Below are 19,726 nucleotides of genomic sequence, written 5' to 3'. Positions count from 1 at the left end.
AGCCGTAACGGACCGGCCGAGCAGAGCGAAGGCGGGGCCAAAGCAAAGCGAGCCCGTGCCCCTGCCAGGCGGTAAGGGACCAGACCCGGCTCGGCTGGGCCGGACCAGGCGGGCCAATCCGAAACCCGAGGCGGGCGCAGCCCCGGGTGAGCCGGACCGGGCAGGGCGAGCCGAAGCCAGGCGGGGGCGGCCAGGGCGAGCCGAAGCCGGGCTGGGGCGGCCAGGGCGAGCCGAAGCCGGGCTGGGGCGGGCCGAGCCGAGGCGAGGGACCCAGACCGGGACCGGGGCAGGCCAAGGCGAGCAGGGGCGGATCAGGCAGGCCGGACCGGGGTCAGCGGCGCGGGAAGTACTCCTCGATGATCTCCCACCGGGCCAGGTTGTGCTTCGCGTCCGCCAACGCGTCGTGCTGGTCCGTCGGCGCCGCCGGGAGCTTGGGCTTTCCCGCGTCCTCCCAGCGCTGGCGCAGGTCCCTCGTGAACCTCGGCAGCTGGCGGGGCAACGCCGGCATCGGGCCCCACAGCTGGGCCAGCGCCACGTGGTCGTACGCCGCGAACCAGGCCCACAGCTCGATGCCGCCCGGGGGTTTGCCGAAGAACTCCAGCAGGTCGGTGCGGATCTTCTCGCGGCTTCGCCACGCGCGGTCGGCCGGGGACGGGAGCTTGTCCAGGACGTTGTCCCGGACCCACGGGCCCGCCTTCGCCGGGTCGAACTCCGTCGAGACCGCGTAGAACTCGCGGCCCCGCTCGTCGACGACACCGATGGAGACCAGGTCGATCGTCACGCCGTCTTCGATGAACTCGGTGTCGTAGAAAAAACGCACTGGTGAACAGTAGTGGGTCAGCCGACCTTGGAGTCCGGCACCCGGGCCGCGTCGCGGGGAGCGGGCTGCGCCGGCACCTTCGGCTTGACCCCGGCGGCCTCGGCGGCCAGCAGTTCCTTGGCCTTCGCCGCGTAGATGTCGACGTACTCCTGGCCGGACAGCTCCATCAGCGCGTACATGATCTCGTCGGTGATCGACCGCTCGATGAAGCGGTCGCCCGCGAGGCCCTCGTAGCGCGAAAAGTCCAGGGGCTTGCCGAAGCGGACCTCGAGGCGGCGGGGCCACCACATCTTGGAGCCGATGGGGTTGACCTTGTCGGTGCCGATCATCGCCACCGGGACGACCACGCCGCCGGACTCCAGCGCGATGCGGGCGACGCCGGTCTTGCCCTTGTAGAGGCGGCCGTCCGGGGAGCGGGTGCCCTCCGGGTAGATGCCGAGCAGGTGGCCGGCCTTGACCAGGCGGGTCGCCGTGTCGAGCGCGGCCTGGGCGGCGTTGCCGCCGGAGCGGTCGATCGGGAACTGGCCGACGCCGGTGAAGAACCACTTCTTGAGCAGGCCCTTGAAGCCGGGCTCGGTGAAGTACTCGGACTTGGCCGGGAAGGTCACCTTGCGCTTGACCCGCAGCGGCATGAAGAACGAGTCCGCGACCGCCAGGTGGTTGCCGGCGAGGATCGCGCCGCCGGTCTCGGGGATGTTCTCCGCGCCGACGACCTTGGTCGGCCACAGCGTCTTGAGCAGCGGTCCGATGAATACCCACTTCATGAGCCAGTACAGCACCGGTGCCTCAGTCCTCCATCGCAGCTCAGCCCCATTCACCCGCGCGGGACAGCCTACGAACCCGGGTGGCCGCCGCACAACGGAGACCACCCGGTTACCGGCGGGCAGCGATCGATCTCACAGCGAATTCCGGGCCCGGGCGGAGCCCCACAACGCCCGCGACCCGTGAGAGCATGGACGGATCCACCGCTCACACGGAAGGCGATCGCATGGGCGTGCTCGCCGGCGCGGAACCGTTCGGCCACACCGGTTCGGCCGACACCGGGTTCCTGCTCTGCCACGGGTTCACCGGTACCCCGGCGAGCATGCGGGCCTGGGGTGATCACCTGGCCGGCGCCGGGTTCACCGTGCGCTGCCCGCTCCTGCCCGGCCACGGCACCCGCTGGCCGGACCTCAACCGCACGACGTGGGAAGACTGGTACGGCACGGTCCGCGAAGCGCTCCTCGAGCTGCTCTCGACGTGCAAGACGGTCTTCGTCGGCGGTCTTTCGATGGGCGGCACGCTCACCCTGCGCCTCGCCGAGGAGTTCGGTGACCGGATCGCCGGGATCGTCCTGGTCAACCCGTCGGTGACGCGGCTGAAGTGGGACACGAAGCTGCTGCCGGTGCTGGGGAAGATCGTGCCGTCGGTGCCGGCGATCGCGAACGACATCAAGAAGCCGGGCGAGACGGAGCTGGCCTACCCGCGCACCCCGGTGCGCGCCGCCGCGAGCCTGGCGAAGCTGTGGGCCGTCGTGCGCGCGGACCTGGGCAAGGTCACGCAGCCGGTGCTGCTGCTGCACTCGTCGGTCGACCACGTCGTCGAGCCGGTGAACTCGCAGCTGGTGCTCGACGGCGTCTCGAGCACCGACGTCACCGAGGTCGTGCTGGAGAACAGCTACCACGTGGCGACGCAGGACAACGACGCCGAGGTGATCTTCACGCGTAGCGTCGAGTTCGCGAAGGCGCACGCCGCACAGCCTGAGGAGACCGCATGAGCCGGGGGAAGGACGGGCCGGAGGACGTCGACGCGACGTTCGCCGAAATCGTCGCCGACCTGCGTGCCGACGGGTTCGGGCTCCCCGAAAACGACACTGCCGACACGGCAGGCGCCGCGGAGACCCCGCAGACCGGCACGGCGACCGAGCAGCGGAAGGCGCCGGAGCGGCCCGCCGAGCCGCCGGCCGCGGACCCGGCGCCGCCCGAGGCGGGCTGGCGGTCCGGGGGCACGACGTGGGACACCACGATGTTCTCCGACGACCCCGCGGGCGACGACGAGCACTACGTCCCGCCGGAGCCGCCGCCGCTGCCGCGGCCGAAGATGGGCGCGTTCCTCATCCTGCTGCTGTTCCTGGCCGGGCTGTTCCTGCTGATCCTGCCCGGTGCGATCGGTGTCGGCCCGACGGTGGCGACCCCGCTCGGCATCCTCGCGCTCGCGACGGCGCTCGCGCTCCTGCTGCTCCGCGTCCGGCAGGGACCGCCGCCCGGCGCCGATCCCAGCAACGGCGCCCAGGTCTGACGCGGACGGCGATGCGCATCGATTTCACCCCTTCGCGGCGATCGACCGTCGGCGCGGAATGGGAGCTCGGCCTGGTCGACCGCCGCAGCGGCGAGCTGTCCTCGGTGGCGGAGCGGATCCTCGACGCCGTCCGCCCGGACGGCGCCGCCGAGCACCCGAAGATCAAGCAGGAGCTGCTGCTCAACACCATCGAGATCATCACCGGCGTCTGCGAGACGATCGCCGAGGTGAAGGCCGACCTCAGCGAGTCGCTCGACGTCGTGCACGGCGTCGCCGACCCGCTCGGCGTCGAGATGTTCTCGGCCGGGACGCACCCGTTTTCGAACTGGTACCAGCAGAAGGTCACCGACAAGGAGCGCTACGCCAAGCTGATCGACCGGACCCAGTGGTGGGGCCGCCAGATGCTGATCTACGGCGTCCACGTGCACGTCGGGGTCGACCACCGCGAGAAGGTCCTGCCGATCCTGGACGGGCTGCTCAACTACGCGCCGCACCTGCAAGCGCTGTCGGCGTCCTCGCCGTACTGGGGCGCCGAGGACACCGGGTACGCGTCGAACCGCGCGCTGATGTTCCAGCAGCTGCCGACGGCCGGGCTGCCGTTCCAGTTCCGGAAGTGGGCGGAGCTGGAGAACTACGTCGAAGACATGTTCACGACCGGCGTGATCGACCACTTTTCGGAGATCCGCTGGGACATCCGGCCCGCCCCGCACCTGGGCACGATCGAGATGCGCGTCTGCGACGGGCTGCCGACGCTGGAGGAGGTCGGCGCGATCGCGGCACTGACCCAATGCCTGGTCGACGACTTCAGCGAGCGCCTCGACGACGGCGAGATCCTGCCGTCGCTGCCGCCGTGGCACGTCCAGGAGAACAAGTGGCGCGCGGCCCGCTACGGCACCGATGCGATCGTCATCCTCGACGCGGCCGGGCGCGAACGGCTCGTGACCGACGACATCGCCGACCTGCTGGACCGGCTGGAGCCGGTGGCCCGGCGCCTCGGCTGCGTCGCCGAGCTGCGCGACGTCGAGACGATCCTGCAGTACGGGCCGAGCTACCGGCGGCAGCGGGCGGTCGCCCAGGCGCACAAGGGCAGTCTCAAGGCCGTCATGGCGTCGCTGGTCGCCGAGATGCGTGACGGCATCTCTAAGGGTCAGAGCCCGTCGAGCTGACCGCGCAGCGTGCCGGGCCCGAGGGTCGACGCGCCGAGGGCTTCGACCCGGCCGCGCAGCTCGCGGTCCGCCGTCGCGACCAGGATCCGGGCGCCGGGCTGCTTCGCGACGACCTCGACGATCTTCGAGTCGCCGTCGGTGTCCGCGGCGACGACCTCCACGCCGGGCACGCCCGTGACGTGCTTGGCCTTGCCTTCGACGACCAGGACGATCCGCGGCCACCACGTCAGGGTGGCGTCGTCCGGGTCCGGGACGCCGGCCTCGGCCAGCTTCGCGAGCTGGTCGCGCAGGCGCTCGGCGGCGCCGTGCCGGTCGCGCCACCAGCCGTCCGGGCGCGAGCCGACGACGTTGGCGCCGTCGACGACGAGGACGAGTTCGCGCCCGACGCGGGCGGCCAGGTCCGGCCAGGCGGCCGCGAAGTCGCGGTGCAGGGGGTAACCGGGGACGTCTTCGGGGTCCACCCAGCGCACCTCCGCGCTCTCGGTGTTGGCGACCCGCGCCTCGGCGCCTTCGGCGAGGGCGAGCACGGTGGTGTAGCTCCAGTCCCCGTGGTCGACCACGGAGGCGGAGACGGTCCGGAAGGCTTCGGCGGGCACGGAGGCCTCTTCGAAAGCTTCGCGGGCGGCCGCGGTGAGCGCGGTTTCGCCCGCCTCGATCGCCCCGCCGGGTAGCGCCCAGGTGCGGCCGTGGTGCACCCACCAGGCCCGCCGCTGCAGCAGGACGCCGCGGGCGGGATCGACGAGCAGGAGCCCGGCGGCGCCGTAGCGGCCCCAGTGCAGGTGCCCGCAGGAACACTTGACGAAGACGCTCGCGGACTGGTGACTCACTCGTCCAGCCTGTCACAATTCGCGGCGTGACCCGGTTCGACCAGCTCAAGCCCACCTTCTGGGACCGCGGTCCCGGCGAGCCGCTAAGCGCCCGCACCTTCGCCCACGCCGGCCGCGAGCTGGGCGTCCGCCTGCCGATCGAACTGGGCGAACTGCTGGGCCTGCGCAACGGCGGCACGGTGGCCGGTGCGTTCGACGCGTTCCCGACGAGCGAGCCGACGTCGTACAGCGGGACGCACGTGCCGTTCGACCGGCTCCTCGGCGTGGGCGGGCGGCTGTCCATCCTGGACTCGCCGTACCTGTGCGCGGAGTGGGGCCTGCCTCGCCGGCTCGTGGTGCTGTCCGGCGACGGCCACACGTGGGTCGCGCTGGACTACCGCCGGTCTTCGGAGCCATCGGTCGGGTGGTTCGACGTGGAGCTGGAGTCCGAGCTGGCGTTGGCGCCGACGTTCCGGGCGTTCGTGGAGGGGCTGGTGCCGTCGGGGAGCTTCCCGGAGGAGTGACGGCGGCCGCCGACGACCGCCCAGTGTTGTGCCGGCGAGCAGCACGACCGCCAGTACGGGCCCGGGACCAGGGGCTTGAGCAGGACCTGGGCCACCGGCAGCAAGCCGCCGAGCCGATCACGATCCTCACGGCCGAGAGGTGCCCCGGCATCCCGGCGGGCGGGTGACCACGCTCGTGGGCCCACCCCCGACCACCACGCTATCGGGAGCCACCGACGATTCCGGAGTGCTGAGTCAGACCGGGGTCTTGGCCGCTTCCAGGGCCAGCGCCGCCGCGCCGACGATCGCCGTGTCGTCGCCCAGGTGGGCCGTGCGGATCCGGGCCAACGGCCGGTGGCGGGCGCCCGTGATCGCGCCCGCGTAGTGCTCGCGGGCCTCGTCCAGGAACAGGGGCGCCGACTCCGACACTCCCCCGCCGATCACGATGATCTCCGGGTCGAACACGTCCGCCACCAGGGCCAGGCCCTCGCCGAGCCACTTGGCCAGCTCGGCCATCGCCAGCTGGGCGATCGGGTCGCCGTCGCGGGCCGCGCCCGCCACCCGGCGGCCGGTCACCGAGCCCGGGTCGCCCGCGACCTGCTGGGCCAGCACCGTCGAGCGGCCCGGGTGGCGGGCCAGCAGCTCCACCGCCGTCGCCGCCAGTGCCGTTCCGCTGCAGTAGCGCTCCCAGCAGCCGTACTTGCCGCACGGGCACGGCCGCCCGCCGCGGACCACCGTCAGGTGACCCAGTTCGGGCGCGACGCCGTACGCGCCGCGGAACAGCTTGCCGTCCAGCAGCAGGCCCGCGCCGATGCCGGTGCCGAGCGCCACCAGCGCCGCCACGTGGGCGCCGCGGGCCGCGCCGAAGCGGTGCTCGCCCACCATCGCCGCGTTGACGTCGTGCTCCAGCAGCACCGGCAGGCCGACGCGCTTTTCGATCCGGTCAGCGACCGGCGCGCCGCGCCACGCCAGGTGCGGCGCGAACATCACCGAACGGCGGTCACGGGCCACGAACCCGGCCACGGCGAGGCCGACACCGGCCACCTCGTGGCGGTTGCGCAGGTCTTCGACCACGCCGGCGATGGCGTCCTCGAGGGCGCCTTCCTCGCTCGGCGTCCCGACGCGGGCCGTGTCGAGCAAGGAGCCGCGCTCGTCCACCACGCCGGCCCGGACGCTCGTCCCGCCGACGTCCACCCCTATCGTCCGCACTCAGTTCTCCCACTCGTCGCGCCTGCGGACGGCGATGTGCTGCACCCGCACCGACACCGTGGCGTCCGCCGGTGGCCGCGGCGCGGGCCGGAACCCGGGCATGTGCACGCCCTCGTCCGGCTCCCACCGGTCCGCCAGCACCGCGCGCAGCAGGGCGACCAGCTGCGCGAGCTGCTCGGCCACCTTCGCCACCAGCTCGGGGCGCTCACCTCGCACCACGGCGACGATCGCACACAGCGGGCACCAGCCGCACGCCGAGCCGTCCGGTTCTCCCTCGTCAGGGGTGCCGTGGCCGGCCGCGACCACGTCCTGGAGCCAGGGCGCGGCCTTCTCGACGACCATCTCGACGAGCAGGCGGAGCTCCTCCACGAGGCGCGGCCCGTCCGTGGGTTCCTCTTCGCTCACCCGCGTCCCCGGTTCCCGGCCAGGCTCACGACCAGGCCGTCGGCGTCGGATTCCGCACCGGTGATCCGGCACGGCCGCAGCGACTCCGGCAGGGCGATGAGCCTGCGGAAGCCGTCCACGGTGATCGCCAGGTCGTCGTCGACGCGGGCGAGGTCGACCTCGGTGTCCCGCGTGAGCGGGATCGCGACGCGCAGCGTGTACCCGTCCGGCGTCCGGCGGATCCGCAGCAGCGGGGTGACCGGGGTGCCGTCGCCCGCCAAGGGGTCGCCGTCGCGGTACAGCTCCGCGGCGATCTCCAGCAGGGCGGGCAGCCCGACCGGTTCGACGGCGCGGTGCTCGACGCGGGACACCCGCGCGAACCCGGCGCCGGCGAGTTCGGCGAGGACGGTGTCCTGCTGGGCGCGGCGGGTGCGCAGCCAGGAAGCGGCGCCCCCGCGCCAGAACCCGGGCGCCGGCATCAGCCGGTTGGCGATCAGGCCGTCGACGGCGATGCCGCGCAGGGCCAGCGAGCTGAGCGTGCGCCGCGCTTCGGCGACGACCACCCGCTCGGGGGTCAGGACCAGCCGGACCGTGGTCACCGACGGCTCGGTGAGCAGCGCGCGCAGGCCGTCGAGGTGGACGCCGAGCCGGCGCACGGAGTCGGTGACGCGCCGGCCGAACACGCGCGTCAGGTAGCCGGAGACGGCTTCGGGCAGGGCGAGCAGCCGCAGCGTCTCGGCCGTCGGCCCGCAGTCGACGACGATGGTCTCCCACGGCCCGTCTTCGGCCAGCCGGCGGACTTCGGTGAGGGCGAGCAGCTCGTCGACACCGGGCAGCACGGTGAGTTCTTCGGCGTCCAGGGTGTCGAGGCCCGCGCCGGAGAGCGCCGTCCGCAGCTCGGCCCGCAGCCGGTGCCAGGTGGTGTCCACCAGGGTCCGCGAGTCGATCTGGACGGCCGAGAGCAGAGCGTCCACTTCGGACGGCTCCGCGCCCAGGGTGTGGCCGAAGGCGTCGCCGAGCGAGTGCGCCGGGTCGGTCGACACGACCAGCGTCTTCCTGCCGCGAGCGGCCAGGGCGGCGCCGGTGGCGGCGGCCAGCGTCGTCTTCCCGACACCCCCCTTGCCGGTGAACAGCAGGATCCGCACGCGGCTACCCCTCGGCCCGCTTCTTGAGCTCCTTCAACGCGGTGTCCATGACCATCTTCTCGGCCTTGCGGCGCAGCAGCCCGATCATCGGCAGCGCCAGCTCGACCGACAGCGTGTAGGTGACCCGCGTCCGGCCGCCCAGGTCCTCGAGCGCGTAGCGGCCGTTCTGCGCCTTCTGCATCTGGCCCTTGACCAGGTGCCAGCTGACGCCGAGGCCGTCACCGTCCCAGTCGTACTCGAGGGTGTAGACGTCCTTGATCGGGCCCGCGTCCAGGGTCAGCTTGACCTGCTTGGCCCGGCCACCGGCGTCGGTGCCGAGGACCTCGGTCTGCCGGACGGCCTTGGCCCATTCCGGGTAGGCGGGGAAGTCGGCGATCACGGCCATCACCCGGCTGGGCTCGGCGTCGACCTCGATGGACTGTGTGGACTGCTCGGCCATGGGTCGAAGCGTAGCCGCCGCGGTCGGTCACCAGCGCAGCACGTACGGCTGCCCGGTCTCCTTGAAGTGACCCACGTTGCGGCACTCGGTCAGGCCGACCCGGACGCGCGAGGACAGCGGCTGGTGCACGTGGCCGAACACCGACCAGCGCGGCCGCTGTTCCCGGATCAGCTCCAGCAGCGCCGTGGAGCCGATCTCGTTGCGGCGCGCGACGACGTCGTAGGTCAGCTCCGGCAGGGCCGGCGGGCCGTGCGTGCAGAGGACGTCGACGTCGGTGAGCGCGGCGACGCTCTTGTCGTAGTCCTCGCGATCCCGCAGGTAGGGACGCCAGGCGGCGCCCTTGCGGCGGCGCGGGACGACGCCGTCGGGCAGCAGCGCGCCGCCGACGAACCCGAACCGCAGGCCGCCGATCTCGGTGACCTCGCCGTCGAGGACCTGGATGCCCTCGCCGGTGAACTCGGGCCACAGCGACGGCGTGTCGACGTTGCCGGGGGTGGCGTAGGTGGGCGAGGTCATCGCCGCGAACAGCGTCGCGTACTGCTCGCGGATGGCCTCGTCGACCGCGCCGGCCGGATCGTCGAGGCTCGCCCAGAGCGTCCGGGAGAAGGCAACGGTTTCGTCACGGGTGCCTTCGCGGCGCAGGCGCGCGAACTCCCCGACCTTCTCGGCGCCGAACAGCGCGCCCATGATGCCCTTGTCGTGGTCGCGGTAGTCGACGAAGTCCAGCAGGTCGCCGAGCACGACCAGCGCGTCGGCCCCGTCCCCCGCCCGCTTCAGCGCGTCCGCGTTGCCGTGCACGTCCGAGACGACGTGTACCCGCACCCCTGGTCCCTTCAGTCTTCGCCGCGCGGAGGCACTCCGGGCTCGCGCCCGTCCTCCAGGATCTCCTTGAGCCCGAGCGCGATCGCCTTGGCCGCGCGGGCCCGCCGGTCGAACTCCCGGCGCAGGTCGCGCGGCGCCAGCGCAGCGGGCGCGCCCGCCGCGTCGGCGGGGGTCGCCCGCAGGAAGTAGTGCAGCAGGGTGCCGTCGAGCACCGGCTCGAGCCAGACCTCCATCGTACCGACGAGGGCGCCCCGCACGGTCCAGCGCAGGCCCTTGTCCCCCCGGTCGGTGTAGACCTCGAGGACCAGGTCGGGCCAGTAGCGCGGCCAGGAGCGGGGATCGGCGAAGACGGCGGCCACGGTGGACGGCGGGACCGCGAGGAACGTCTCGTCGACGACGTCGATGGCGGGCGGTGCGTTCACGTGCGAAGAATGTCACGCCCTCGCCGTGCGACGCCGATCAGCATGGTCTTAAGGTGCTCACCACGCTAAGTTGACTGGCGGGTAACAGCGGTGTCGCCTGCCGCACGCGTTGAACACGGAGGTCCACGTGCGCGAATACAGCGCTCCCGCCGGCAAGCCGGTGGCCGACGACGAGAACATGTCCGATGTCGTCTGGGCGAACGCCGAGCGGTTCTCCGACGTGGTGAGCTTCCGCCGCCAGGTCGAGGGCAGCTGGCTGGACGTGACCGCCAAGGAGTTCGCGGCCGAGGTGCTGGCCGTCGCCAAGGGCATGGCCCAGGCCGGGATCGGGCGCGGCGACCGCGTCGCGATCATGTCGAAGACCCGCTACGAGTGGACGCTGATCGACTTCGCGATCTGGGCCGCGGGCGCGGTCACGGTGCCGATCTACGACACGTCGTCGCCCGAACAGGTGTACTGGATCCTCTCCGACTCGGCCGCCAAGGGCGTGTTCGTCGAGACGAACGGCCACCGCGGGGCGGTCGAGGAGATCCGCGACCGGCTCACCGAGCTGGACCACACGTGGCAGATCGAGGGCGACTCCCCCGCCGTCGAAGAGCTGGCCGCGCTGGGCGCGTCGCTGTCCGACGACGAGCTGCACGAGCGCCGCCGCGAGGTCGGCGCCGACGAGCTCGCCACGATCGTCTACACCTCGGGCACCACCGGCCGCCCCAAGGGCGTCGAGCTGACCCACCGCAACCTGCTGGCCGAGATCCGGGCCGACATCGAGGCGTTCCCGCAGCTGATGGAGCAGGGCAACTCGCTGCTGGTGTTCCTGCCGCTGGCGCACGTGCTGGCCCGCGCGATCGCCGTGACCGCGCTCACCGCGCGCGTCACCCTCGGGCACACCCCGGACGTCAAGAACCTGGTCGCCGACCTGGGCACCTTCCGGCCGACGTTCGTCGTCGCGGTGCCGCGGGTGTTCGAGAAGGTCTACAACTCGGCGAAGCAGAAGGCCCACGGCGACGGCAAGGGCAAGATCTTCGACGCCGCCGAGGCGGTCGCGGTCGAGTACAGCCAGGCGCAGGACAGCGGCGGCGCCGGGCTCGGCCTCAAGCTCAAGCACCTGGCGTTCGACAAGCTGGTCTACGGCAAGCTGCGCGCGGCCCTCGGCGGCCGGTGCGTGGCGGCGGTGTCCGGCGGCGCTCCCCTGGGCGCGCGCCTGGCCCACTTCTTCCGCGGCATCGGCGTCCCGGTGTTCGAGGGCTACGGCCTGACGGAGACGTCCGCGGCGGCGAACGTCAACACGCAGTCGGCGTTCCGCGTCGGCACGGTCGGCAAGCCGGTCAACGGCACGTCGGTCCGCATCGCCGACGACGGCGAGGTCATGCTCAAGGGCGACGTCGTGTTCCGGGCGTACTACAACAACCCGCAGGCGACCGAGGAGTCGCTCACGGACGGCTGGTTCCACACCGGCGACCTGGGCGAGCTGGACTCCGACGGGTTCTTGAAGATCACCGGCCGCAAGAAGGAGATCATCGTCACGGCGGGCGGCAAGAACGTCGCCCCGTCCGGCCTCGAGGACACGATCAAGGCCGCCCCGCTGGTCAGCCAGGCGATGGTGGTCGGCGACCAGCGCCCGTTCATCGCGGCGCTGGTGACGGTGGACGAGGAGTACTTCCCGGCGTGGAAGTCCCAGCACGGCAAGCCTTCGTCGGCCACGGTCGCGGACCTGGCTTCGGACCCGGACCTGCTCGCCGAGATCCAGGCGGCGGTGGACGAGGCGAACAAGCAGGTCTCGAAGGCCGAGGCGATCAAGAAGTTCACGGTGCTGTCGAACGACTTCACCGAGGCCGGCGGCGAGATCACGCCGAGCTTGAAGCTGAAGCGGAACGTGGTGTCGAAGAACTACGCCAACGACATCGAAGGCCTGTACAAGAAGTAGCCCGACGTTCGTGAAGGCCACCTCGAGCTCCTCAAGGTGGCCTTCACGGCTTTCAGGGGCGCTGGGCGGCCAGGAAGTCGCGGTACCAGCGGTAACTCGCCCGGGGAGTGCGCTGCTGGGTCGCGTAGTCCACGTGGACCAGGCCGAACCGGTGCTTGTACCCGTGGGCCCACTCGAAGTTGTCCAGCAGGGACCAGCAGAAGTACCCCCGCAGGTCCACCCCCGCCGCCGCGGCCGTGCGCGCCGCCTCGATGTGCTCGCTCAGGTACGTGATGCGCTCGTAGTCCGCGAAGTCGCTGCGGTCCGGGTACACGCACCCGTTCTCCGTGACGTACACCGGGGGCAGGTCCGGGTAGCGGTTGTGCAGGCCCACCAGCGCTTCCGTCAGGCCCTCCGGCTCCACCGGCCAGCCCATGCCCGTGCGGGGGACGTCCGGCAACCCCGTGGTGTCCACGCCGATGTCGGCCGCCGTCCGGAGGGACGGGTCCGGCTCGCGGTGGGGAGCGTCCGCCACGTGCAGGCGGTAGTAGTAGTTGACGCCCAGGTAGTCCAGGGGCTGGCCGATCGTGCCCAGGTCGCCGTCGAGGCGGAAGGCGAAGTCCGACGCGCCGCTGAACATCGCCGCCAGGCCCGGGGCGTAGCGGCCGCCGAAGAGCGGGTCGGTGAACTGGCGGCGCAGCAGGGTGTCCTGGCGGGCGGCCGCCGCCGCGTCCGCCGCCGACGCGGTCACCGGGACCACCGGGGACTGGTTGAGGACGATGCCGAACTGGTGGTGCGGGGGTGCCTGCGCCCGCATCGCCCGCACCGCCAGGCCGTGGCCGAGCAGCAGGTGGTGGGCCGCGGCGAGGGCGCCGTCACCCTCCTTCGCGCCCGGGGCGTGGCGGCCCTCGCCGTAGCCCGCGACCGCGCACGGGTACGGCTCGTTCACCGTCGTCCAGTGCTCGACCAGGTCGCCGAGCTCCGCGTGGACCAGCGCCGCGTAGTCGGCGAAGCGGAACGCCGTGTCGCGCGAGCGCCAGCCGCCTTCGTCCTCCAGCGCCTGCGGCAGGTCCCAGTGGTAGAGCGTCAGGAACGGCTCGATCCCCTTCTCCCGCAGCCCTTCCGCGAGCCGGCGGTAGAAGTCGAGGCCCCGGCGTTCGACCCGGCCGCGGCCGGACGGCTGCACGCGCGGCCACGACACCGAGAACCGGTAGGCGTCCACGCCCAGGCCGGCGAGCAGGGCGAGGTCCTGCGGCCAGCGGTGGTAGTGGTCCGCCGCCGGTTCCCCGGTGTCGCCGCCGGCCACCGCGCCGGGGACCGCGGCGAAGGTGTCCCAAATGGACGGTCCGCGGCCGTCCGCGGTGGTGGCGCCCTCGATCTGGAACGCCGAAGTGGCGATGCCCCAGCGGAAGCCGGGCGGGAAACTGGTGGTCACGATGGTCTCCGTGGGGTCAGCCCTTGAGCGCGCCCTGCATGATGCCGCCGACGATCTGGCGGCCGAACAGCAGGAACACGAGGAGGACGGGGACGGTGCCGATGGTCGCGGCGGTGAGCACGAGCGTGTAGTCGGTGGTGTAGCCACTGGCCAAACTGGACAGCGCGGTCTGGACGGTCGGGTTCTCCGGCACCAGCACCACCAGCGGCCAGAAGAAGTCGTTCCACGCCTGCATGAACGTGAACAGGCCGAGCACCGCCGCGGCCGGGCGGGCGGCGGGCAGCGCCACGTGCCAGAACAGCCGCAGCGAGCCGCAGCCGTCCATCCGCCCGGCCTCCAGCAGTTCCAGCGGCAGCGCGCGTTCGAAGTACTGGCGCATGAAGAACACGCCGAACGCGGTGACCAGGCCGGGCACGATCACCGCCTGCAGCTCCCCGGCCCAGCCGAAGTCGGCCATCATCATGTACAGCGGGACGACGCCGAGCTCCGTCGGGATCGCCTGGGTGGCGACCACGAGCAGCAGCAGGAACGTCCGCCCGCGGAAGCGCAGCTTGGCGAAGGCGAACCCGGCCAGCGTCGAGAACAGCACCACCGACACGGTGATCGTGCCCGCGACGATCAGCGAGTTCCCGAGCGCCAGCGCGAAGTTCGTCTCGTCGAAGACGCGGGCGATGTTCTCGAACAGGTGCCCGCCCGGCACGAGCACCGGCGGCACGCTCCCGACCGCCTCCGTCGTCTGCGAGGAGACGACGAACGACCAGTACACGGGGAACGCCGAACCGGCCAGGATCGCGATCAGCGCGGCGTAGGTCCACGGGCTCGCGATCCGCCGGACCAGCCGCCGGGTCCGCCCGGGCGTGACCGGCGGCGCGGGCGCGGCCGGGGTCAGCACGGTAGTCATGTCCGCTCCTCAGTCCGTTTGGATGCGCCGGGTGACCAGGTACGACACGCCCGCGACGAGCATCGTGGCGACCGCCAGGATCAGCGCGATCGCCGAGCTGTAGCCGAAGTCGTACTTGGTGAAGCCCTGCTCGTAGAGGTAGAGCGCGGCGGTCTGGAACTGCCGGTCCGAGCCGCCGGTGGCCGCGGCCGTGCCGGGGTTGAACAGCAGCGGCTCGGCCAGCAGCCGCATGTTCCCGGTCGTCGCAATCACCGTGGAGAAGATGATCTGCGGCCGCAGCAGCGGCACGGTGATCCGCCAGAACTGCTGCCACCCGCGGGCGCCGTCGAGCGTTGCGGCCTCATACATGGTCGACGGGATCGCCTGCATCGACGCCAGGAAGATCAGCGCGTGGTAGCCGGTCCAGCGCCACACCACCATCGCCGCGATGGCGGTGTGGGAGCTGGCCGTGCCCGCCTGCCAGTCGACGTGCCCGCCGCCGAACCAGCTCAGCGCCCAGTTGACCAGGCCGAAGTCCCGGCCGAACAGCTGCGCGAAGATGATCGTCACCGCCGCCACCGAGGTGATGTTCGGCAGGATCATCCCCATCCGGAACATCGTGCGCCCGCGCAGCCGGCGGTTGAGCAGGTGCGCGATGCCGAGCGCGAACAGGATCTGCGGGATCGTGGTCAGCAGCCACAGGCTGACCGTGTTCCCCATCGCGTTCCAGAAGTACGGGTCGTGGAACAGCAGCTGCTCGTAGTTGCCGAACCCGATGAACGTCGCGCCCTCGGCGTCGAGCAGGTTCCGCTGCTGCAACGACACGAAAGCCGTGTACAGCAGCGGGAACAGCCCGAAGACGCCGAAGATCAGGAAGTACGGGCTGACGAAGCCGAACGGCGACAGCTTGACGTCCCACTTGTGCCGCCGGTCGGCCCAGGTCAGCGCCATTACTTGATCTTCTTCACGTCACCGACCAGCTGCTGCCACGCCGCCGCGCCGTCCTGCTTGCCCTGCTCGACGCGCTGCATCGCGTTGCCGAACTCCGTCTGCACGTCGCCGGCCTTCGGGCCCTGGTACTGCGGGTTCAGCTTCTTCGCCGCGTCGGTGAACAGCTTGCCCACAGGCGCGTTGGTGAAGAACGGGTTGGTGTAGCCGGTGATCTTCGGGTCGTCGTAGAGCGACGGCGTCGAGGGCAGCAGGCCCTGGCTGGTGAAGACCTTCGCCTGCTGCTCGGGCGCGGTCAGCCAGGCGGCGAGCTCGGCGGCTTCCTTGGTGTGCTTGCCCTGCTTGGGCACGGTCAGGTACGAGCCGCCCCAGTTGCCGCCCCCGCCGGGCACGGTCGCGACGTCCCACTTGCCCGCGGTGTCCGGGGCCTGGTCCTTGATCTTGGTCATCATCCAGGCCGGGCAGGTCACCGTGGCGAACTGGCCCTGGGTGAAGCCGGTGTTCCAGGTCGGCGTGCTGTAGAGCAGGCCGGCGCTCAGGTTGGCCTTGACGGCGTCGACGACCTGGTCCCAGCCGGTCCGCAGCGCCGGGTTGCTGTCGACGACGATCTGGTCGTTCCGGTCGTAGTAGCCCACGGGCGCCTGGCCGAAGATCGCGTTGAGCACGGTCGGGCCGCCGTCCATGAACTTGACGCCGTTCGGCGCCTTGGCCTGGAAGCGCTTGCCGGTCTCGAAGAACGCCTGCCAGGTCGGCCAGAGCGCGGAGACGGCGTCGCGGTCGGCGGGCAGCTGGGCCTTCTCGAACAGGTCACGCCGGTAGCAGATGGCCAGGCCGCCGACGTCGGTGCCGTAGCCGATCTGCTGGCCGCCCTTGCCCAGCGACGCCGACCACTTCCAGCCCAGCCAGCGGTCCTTGAGCTTGTCCCCGCCGACGGTGTTGAGGTCGAGGAACTTGTCCGGGTTCGCCTTGAACTGGGCGACGTAGCCGGTGTCGATCGCTTCGATGTCCGCGGCGCCGCCCCCGGTGGCCAGGTGCGCGGCGAGGTTCTTGTGGTGGTCGGAGTAGGCCGCGGTCCGCTCGGTGATCTCGATGTCCGGGTGGGCCGCCTGGTACTCCTTGATCAGGTCGGTGTAGCCGAAGTTGCCGAACAGGCCGAGGCTCAGCTTGACCTTCCCGCCACCGCCGGCGTCGCTGCTCCCGCAGGCGCTCACGGCGGTGACCGCGGCCAGCGCGGCGCACGCCACCGCGATCAGGCGGATCCGGCGGTTTCTCGTTTTCGGGCGCATGAGATCTCCGTTGTTCTGCGGGCCGGTCGGAAAACGCGGGACCCATGAGAGCGCTCCCAGGCACCATTCGTCAAGTAACGAAAAGATAACACGCCTCGGCGTTTACCCAGCCTGAGATCATGTGCTACAGATGTAACCGGTTACAGCCGTGACATCCGCGGCTTCGCCTCGGGCCGGGGGCTCCGCCACCCGGACCCCCGGAAAGCAGCACAGGAGGTCGCCATGGTCACCGCTCGCGAGATCGCGAAGCTCTGCGGGGTTTCCGTCGCGACCGTGTCGCGGGTGTTCAACCGCCCCGCGACGGTCAGCGAGGCGACCCGCAGCCACGTCGAGCGCGTCGCCCGGGAGCTCGACTTCTCGCCGAACGAGTCGGCGCGGGCGCTGTCGCGGCAGCGCTCGGCGATGGTCGGGCTGGTCTGGGACACCGACCACCGGCGGCCCGGCTGGCGGCACCCGTTCCTGCAGGACCTGTTGCTGGGCCTCAAATCCGCGCTCAGCTCGCACGGCTACCACCTGCTGCTGCTCGCCACCAGCGACGACGCCCGCAACCGCCACCCCGGGGTGTCGCTGGCCGACCCGATCGCGTACGTCGGCATGACCCGGCGGCACCACCTGGCCGGGCTGGTGCTCATCGACAGCGGGACCGACGCCGAGGCGTTCGGCACGTTCGCCCAGTCCGGGCTGCCGTGCGTGGCGCTGGACGTCGCCCTCGCCGGCCCGCGCGCGACCTACGTGACCTCGGACAACGCCGCCGGCGCGGCCGAAGCCGTCCGGCACCTGGCCGCGCTCGGGCACCGCCGGATCGCCACGATCACCGGCCCGCGCGGCAACGCGCCCGCCGCCGCCCGCACCGAGGGCTACCGCCGCGGGCTGGCCGAAGCGGGGCTGCCGGTGCGCGAGGACTACGTGGTGACCGGGGACTTCTACCGCGAGAGCGGCTTCGTCGGCATGCGGCGGCTGCTCGCCCGCAAGGACCCGCCGACGGCGGTCTTCGCGGCCAGCGACGAGATGGCGGTCGGCGCTCTGCTGGCAGCCCGCACGGCCGGGCTGCGGGTGCCGGCCGACCTGGCGGTGGTCGGGTTCGACGACATCGAGGTGGCGTCGCTGGTGGACCCGGCCCTCACGACGGTGGCCCAGGACAAGCCGGGCTTCGGCACGGCGGCGGCCGGCGCGCTGCTCGCGATGATCGAGACCGCGGCGGCCCCCGAACCGGTCCGGCTGCCGACGAAGCTGGTCATCCGCGATTCGTGCGGCGGCTGACCTGGTACTCGATGCGGATTTCGTCGAGGACGCGCTGGGCCTCGGTAGCTTCAGGGCCGCCTCGAGCGAGGGTGCCGAGGGTCTTCCACAGCGCCCAGCCGCGGCCGCGGGCCCACGTCGCGTCGTCGATCGCCAGCCGCTCGCGGAACACCCGGCGGCCCTCGGCGGTCAGCAGCGTCCACCCGATGGCGACGTCGCACGCCGGATCGCCGGCGCCGCACGTGCCGAAGTCGATGACCGCGGCCAGCTTCCCCTTGTCCAGCAGGAGGTTCCCCGCGGCGACGTCGCCGTGGAACCAGCGCACCACCCCGTCCCACGGCGCGTCGAGGGCGGCCTGCCAGATCTCGCCGGTCCGGTCGTCGAGCAGGTGCCGGACCAGCTCGTCGTAGGTGCGGAGGGTGCCGCCCCGGAACCAGTTGTGCTTCCCCGGCCCGGGCGCGCCCGCCGGGTCGACGTCCTGCAGCGCCGCCAGGAACCCGGCCAGGCCGGCCGCGAACGCGACGGGATCGTCGATGCGCTCCGCGGTCGCCGGTTCGCCGTCGAGCCAGGGGTACACCGACCACGGGAACGGGAAGTCCGCGCCCGGTCGGCCTTCCGCCAGCGGGACCGGGACGGGCAGCGGCAACCGGGGTGCGAGCACCGGGAGCCAGCGCTGTTCCTTCCCGACCGCCAGCGCGTACTCGGCCGCGGTCGGCAGCCGCACCGACATCGCGTCGCCGAGGTGGAAGGTCCGGTTGTCCCAGCCGCCGTTCGCCACGGGCCGCACCGCGAGCCCGGCCCAGTGCGGGAACTGCTCGGCGACGAGCCGCCGCACCTGGTCCTCGGTGACGTCGATGCGCCGGGGCGGCGGGCCGAGGCTCATCGGGCGCCGGCCTTCGCGTCCCAGTCGATGTGGTGCGCGTAGACCCAGCCCGGCTTTTCCCCGACGTCCTCGCCCGCGCTCGACGCGACCAGCTTCTCGACCCGCTCACGGCGGAGTCCTTCGTACGCCGCGAACGCCGACTCCGGATCCGGCAGATCACGGAGGCACTGCGCGAGCACGACGCTGTCTTCGATCGCCATCGACGCCCCCTGGGCGTCCGCCGGGGCCGCGGCGTGGGCGGCGTCGCCGACGAGCACCATTTCCGGCGTCCACCAGATCCGCGTCCGCGGGACGTCGTAGGAGTGGCCGCCGAACACCTCGTCGCCCGTCGCGGCGATGATGTCCGCGCAGGGCAACGGTTCCCCGGCGAACGCCGCGTGCGCGAACTCCCGCCACCCCGCCGGGGTGACCGCCGCGATCTCCTCGCGGGAGCGCTCGGCGTCGGGGATGCGGGCGAACCAGAACGTGGCGCCGTCCGGGTCGGTGGTGAAGCCGAAGGCCGCCTTGCGGCCGCGGACCATCCGGTAGATCCCGGCCGCCGATGGCAGCCCGGGCGCCCGCGTGTAGCCGTAGACGATGGTCTGGCCGGTGTAGCGCGGCGCGTCGGCGTCCGGGTCGATCAGCTTCCGGACCACCGAGTGCAACCCGTCCGCGCCGACCAGCACGTCACCCGTTTCGGTGGTGCCATCGGCGAATTCGGCCGCGACACCGCCCCCGTCCGGCTTCGCGCCGACCAGGCGTTTGCCCCGTTCGAGCGGGACGGCGCGGCGCGCGGCTTCGTCCTGCAAGACGCGGTAGAGCGTCGCGCGGGTCAGGGTGCGTGGCCCGTCGGGGCCTTCGGTGCCGAACTCGCGGCGCCCGGCGGTCTCGCCGGTCGGGAGGACCAGCTCGACGCCCTGAGCGGCGAACGAGCTGTCGATCACCGGCCCGTCGGCGCCGATCGCGCGCAGGGCGTCCATGCCGTTGTGCATGATCGTGAGGAACGCGCCGATGTCGTCCCCGCCTGCCGGGTAGGCCTCGAACACGACCGGCTCGTGCCCGGCGAGCTTGAGCGCCATCGCCGTGACCGTGCCGGAAATCCCGCCACCCGCAACCAGTACCCGCACCCTGCTCCCCCTCGTGGACTCCGCGTGCCGCCGGCCACGACGTTACCGTGGCG

General features: G+C 72.1%; 21 protein-coding genes. 6 read left to right on the top strand and 15 right to left on the bottom strand.

Annotated elements, in window-relative coordinates; genetic code table 11:
- Positions 1-331: 331 nt before the first annotated feature.
- Both AB0B33_RS04535 and AB0B33_RS04530 read right to left on the bottom strand, forming a co-directional pair.
- Complete coding sequence (locus AB0B33_RS04535; protein ID WP_086856855.1) at positions 332-820, bottom strand: polyadenylate-specific 3'-exoribonuclease AS; 489 nt, start codon at positions 818-820, stop codon at positions 332-334.
- A 17-nt stretch (positions 821-837) separates the two neighbouring features.
- Complete coding sequence (locus AB0B33_RS04530; RefSeq protein ID WP_247012101.1) at positions 838-1,599, bottom strand: lysophospholipid acyltransferase family protein; 762 nt, start codon at positions 1,597-1,599, stop codon at positions 838-840.
- Between the two features lie 209 nt (positions 1,600-1,808).
- Between AB0B33_RS04530 and AB0B33_RS04525 the strand changes: the two genes are divergently transcribed.
- Genes AB0B33_RS04525 through AB0B33_RS04515 form a run of 3 tightly spaced genes read left to right on the top strand, consistent with a single transcriptional unit; the run spans position 1,809 to position 4,263 of the window.
- Positions 1,809-2,576, top strand: a complete 768-nt coding sequence (locus AB0B33_RS04525; protein WP_247012103.1) for an alpha/beta fold hydrolase — start codon at positions 1,809-1,811, stop codon at positions 2,574-2,576.
- Positions 2,573-3,097, top strand: a complete 525-nt coding sequence (locus tag AB0B33_RS04520) for a hypothetical protein (RefSeq protein ID WP_247012105.1) — start codon at positions 2,573-2,575, stop codon at positions 3,095-3,097. Before AB0B33_RS04525 ends, AB0B33_RS04520 begins: the two co-directional genes overlap by 4 nt.
- An 11-nt stretch (positions 3,098-3,108) precedes the next feature.
- A complete protein-coding gene (locus AB0B33_RS04515; RefSeq protein ID WP_360766783.1) occupies positions 3,109-4,263 on the top strand; it encodes a glutamate--cysteine ligase in 1,155 nt (384 codons plus the stop codon).
- Here AB0B33_RS04515 and AB0B33_RS04510 read toward each other — a convergent pair.
- Positions 4,245-5,090, bottom strand: a complete 846-nt coding sequence (locus AB0B33_RS04510; protein ID WP_360766780.1) for an NUDIX domain-containing protein — start codon at positions 5,088-5,090, stop codon at positions 4,245-4,247. The two genes, AB0B33_RS04515 and AB0B33_RS04510, sit on opposite strands and share 19 nt — an antisense overlap.
- 26 nt (positions 5,091-5,116) lie before the next feature.
- Between AB0B33_RS04510 and AB0B33_RS04505 the strand changes: the two genes are divergently transcribed.
- The gene (locus AB0B33_RS04505) at positions 5,117-5,593 is read left to right on the top strand and encodes an SMI1/KNR4 family protein (RefSeq protein ID WP_360766777.1); all 477 of its coding nucleotides are present in this window, start codon (positions 5,117-5,119) and stop codon (positions 5,591-5,593) included.
- 234 nt (positions 5,594-5,827) lie between these two features.
- Here AB0B33_RS04505 and AB0B33_RS04500 read toward each other — a convergent pair whose 3' ends face one another.
- Genes AB0B33_RS04500 through AB0B33_RS04475 form a run of 6 tightly spaced genes read right to left on the bottom strand, consistent with a single transcriptional unit; the run spans position 5,828 to position 9,993 of the window.
- Entirely contained in the window at positions 5,828-6,766 is a 939-nt protein-coding gene (locus tag AB0B33_RS04500; RefSeq protein WP_247025221.1) for an ROK family protein, read from the bottom strand.
- Between the two features lie 15 nt (positions 6,767-6,781).
- Positions 6,782-7,186, bottom strand: a complete 405-nt coding sequence (locus AB0B33_RS04495; protein WP_247012113.1) for a hypothetical protein — start codon at positions 7,184-7,186, stop codon at positions 6,782-6,784.
- Positions 7,183-8,310, bottom strand: a complete 1,128-nt coding sequence (locus AB0B33_RS04490; protein WP_360766774.1) for an ArsA family ATPase — start codon at positions 8,308-8,310, stop codon at positions 7,183-7,185. Before AB0B33_RS04490 ends, AB0B33_RS04495 begins: the two co-directional genes overlap by 4 nt.
- Positions 8,311-8,314: 4 nt before the next feature.
- Entirely contained in the window at positions 8,315-8,749 is a 435-nt protein-coding gene (locus AB0B33_RS04485) for an SRPBCC family protein (RefSeq protein ID WP_086856845.1), read from the bottom strand.
- Between the two features lie 27 nt (positions 8,750-8,776).
- Complete coding sequence (locus AB0B33_RS04480) at positions 8,777-9,571, bottom strand: metallophosphoesterase (RefSeq protein WP_247012117.1); 795 nt, start codon at positions 9,569-9,571, stop codon at positions 8,777-8,779.
- Positions 9,572-9,582: 11 nt separating this feature from the next.
- Positions 9,583-9,993, bottom strand: a complete 411-nt coding sequence (locus AB0B33_RS04475; protein ID WP_360766769.1) for a polyketide cyclase / dehydrase and lipid transport — start codon at positions 9,991-9,993, stop codon at positions 9,583-9,585.
- 127 nt (positions 9,994-10,120) lie between these two features.
- On the opposite strand from AB0B33_RS04475, the gene AB0B33_RS04470 reads away from it, so the two are divergent.
- On the top strand, positions 10,121-11,917 hold the full coding sequence (locus tag AB0B33_RS04470) for a long-chain fatty acid--CoA ligase (RefSeq protein WP_360766766.1): 1,797 nt from the start codon (positions 10,121-10,123) through the stop codon (positions 11,915-11,917).
- 52 nt (positions 11,918-11,969) lie between these two features.
- On the opposite strand, the gene AB0B33_RS04465 is transcribed toward AB0B33_RS04470, so the two are convergent.
- The 4 genes from AB0B33_RS04465 to AB0B33_RS04450 are packed head-to-tail and all read right to left on the bottom strand — an operon-like array spanning position 11,970 to position 16,445.
- Positions 11,970-13,331 (bottom strand): GH1 family beta-glucosidase, encoded by a 1,362-nt coding sequence (locus AB0B33_RS04465; protein ID WP_360766763.1) that lies wholly within the window; start codon positions 13,329-13,331, stop codon positions 11,970-11,972.
- Positions 13,332-13,347: 16 nt separating this feature from the next.
- Positions 13,348-14,232, bottom strand: coding sequence for a carbohydrate ABC transporter permease (locus AB0B33_RS04460; protein WP_360766760.1), 885 nt, complete (start codon positions 14,230-14,232; stop codon positions 13,348-13,350).
- A gap of 9 nt (positions 14,233-14,241) precedes the next feature.
- Positions 14,242-15,162: a sugar ABC transporter permease gene (locus AB0B33_RS04455; protein ID WP_360766757.1), complete on the bottom strand. Its 921-nt coding sequence runs from the start codon at positions 15,160-15,162 to the stop codon at positions 14,242-14,244.
- Positions 15,162-16,445 (bottom strand): extracellular solute-binding protein, encoded by a 1,284-nt coding sequence (locus AB0B33_RS04450; RefSeq protein ID WP_360766754.1) that lies wholly within the window; start codon positions 16,443-16,445, stop codon positions 15,162-15,164. Before AB0B33_RS04450 ends, AB0B33_RS04455 begins: the two co-directional genes overlap by 1 nt.
- 222 nt (positions 16,446-16,667) lie before the next feature.
- Here AB0B33_RS04450 and AB0B33_RS04445 point away from each other — a divergent pair, with 222 nt between their 5' ends.
- Positions 16,668-17,705 carry a LacI family DNA-binding transcriptional regulator gene (locus AB0B33_RS04445; RefSeq protein ID WP_360766751.1) on the top strand — a complete coding sequence of 346 codons (1,038 nt, stop codon included), beginning with the start codon at positions 16,668-16,670 and terminating at the stop codon, positions 17,703-17,705.
- Here the strand turns inward: AB0B33_RS04445 and AB0B33_RS04440 are convergent.
- Both AB0B33_RS04440 and AB0B33_RS04435 read right to left on the bottom strand, forming a co-directional pair.
- A complete protein-coding gene (locus AB0B33_RS04440; RefSeq protein ID WP_360766748.1) occupies positions 17,680-18,567 on the bottom strand; it encodes an aminoglycoside phosphotransferase family protein in 888 nt (295 codons plus the stop codon). The genes AB0B33_RS04445 and AB0B33_RS04440 overlap by 26 nt on opposite strands.
- The gene (locus AB0B33_RS04435) at positions 18,564-19,673 is read right to left on the bottom strand and encodes an FAD-dependent monooxygenase (RefSeq protein WP_360766746.1); all 1,110 of its coding nucleotides are present in this window, start codon (positions 19,671-19,673) and stop codon (positions 18,564-18,566) included. Before AB0B33_RS04435 ends, AB0B33_RS04440 begins: the two co-directional genes overlap by 4 nt.
- Positions 19,674-19,726 lie beyond the last annotated feature (53 nt).

Source organism: Amycolatopsis sp. NPDC049159 (assembly GCF_040648295.1).
Classification (GTDB): domain Bacteria; phylum Actinomycetota; class Actinomycetes; order Mycobacteriales; family Pseudonocardiaceae; genus Amycolatopsis; species Amycolatopsis pretoriensis_A.
Note: the sequence above shows the minus strand (reverse complement) of the source record. Positions and strands in the feature narration are given on the sequence as shown.

Bases quoted from the DNA above. Each gene is read 5' to 3' on its own strand.
- AB0B33_RS04515 (WP_360766783.1), top strand. From the start codon at position 3,109: ATGCGCATCGATTTCACCCCTTCGCGGCGATCGACCGTCGGCGCGGAA.
- AB0B33_RS04440 (WP_360766748.1), bottom strand. From the start codon at position 18,567: ATGAGCCTCGGCCCGCCGCCCCGGCGCATCGACGTCACCGAGGACCAG.
- AB0B33_RS04445 (WP_360766751.1), top strand. From the start codon at position 16,668: ATGGTCACCGCTCGCGAGATCGCGAAGCTCTGCGGGGTTTCCGTCGCG.
- AB0B33_RS04450 (WP_360766754.1), bottom strand. From the start codon at position 16,445: ATGCGCCCGAAAACGAGAAACCGCCGGATCCGCCTGATCGCGGTGGCG.
- AB0B33_RS04455 (WP_360766757.1), bottom strand. From the start codon at position 15,162: ATGGCGCTGACCTGGGCCGACCGGCGGCACAAGTGGGACGTCAAGCTG.
- AB0B33_RS04460 (WP_360766760.1), bottom strand. From the start codon at position 14,232: ATGACTACCGTGCTGACCCCGGCCGCGCCCGCGCCGCCGGTCACGCCC.
- AB0B33_RS04525 (WP_247012103.1), top strand. From the start codon at position 1,809: ATGGGCGTGCTCGCCGGCGCGGAACCGTTCGGCCACACCGGTTCGGCC.
- AB0B33_RS04485 (WP_086856845.1), bottom strand. From the start codon at position 8,749: ATGGCCGAGCAGTCCACACAGTCCATCGAGGTCGACGCCGAGCCCAGC.
- AB0B33_RS04520 (WP_247012105.1), top strand. From the start codon at position 2,573: ATGAGCCGGGGGAAGGACGGGCCGGAGGACGTCGACGCGACGTTCGCC.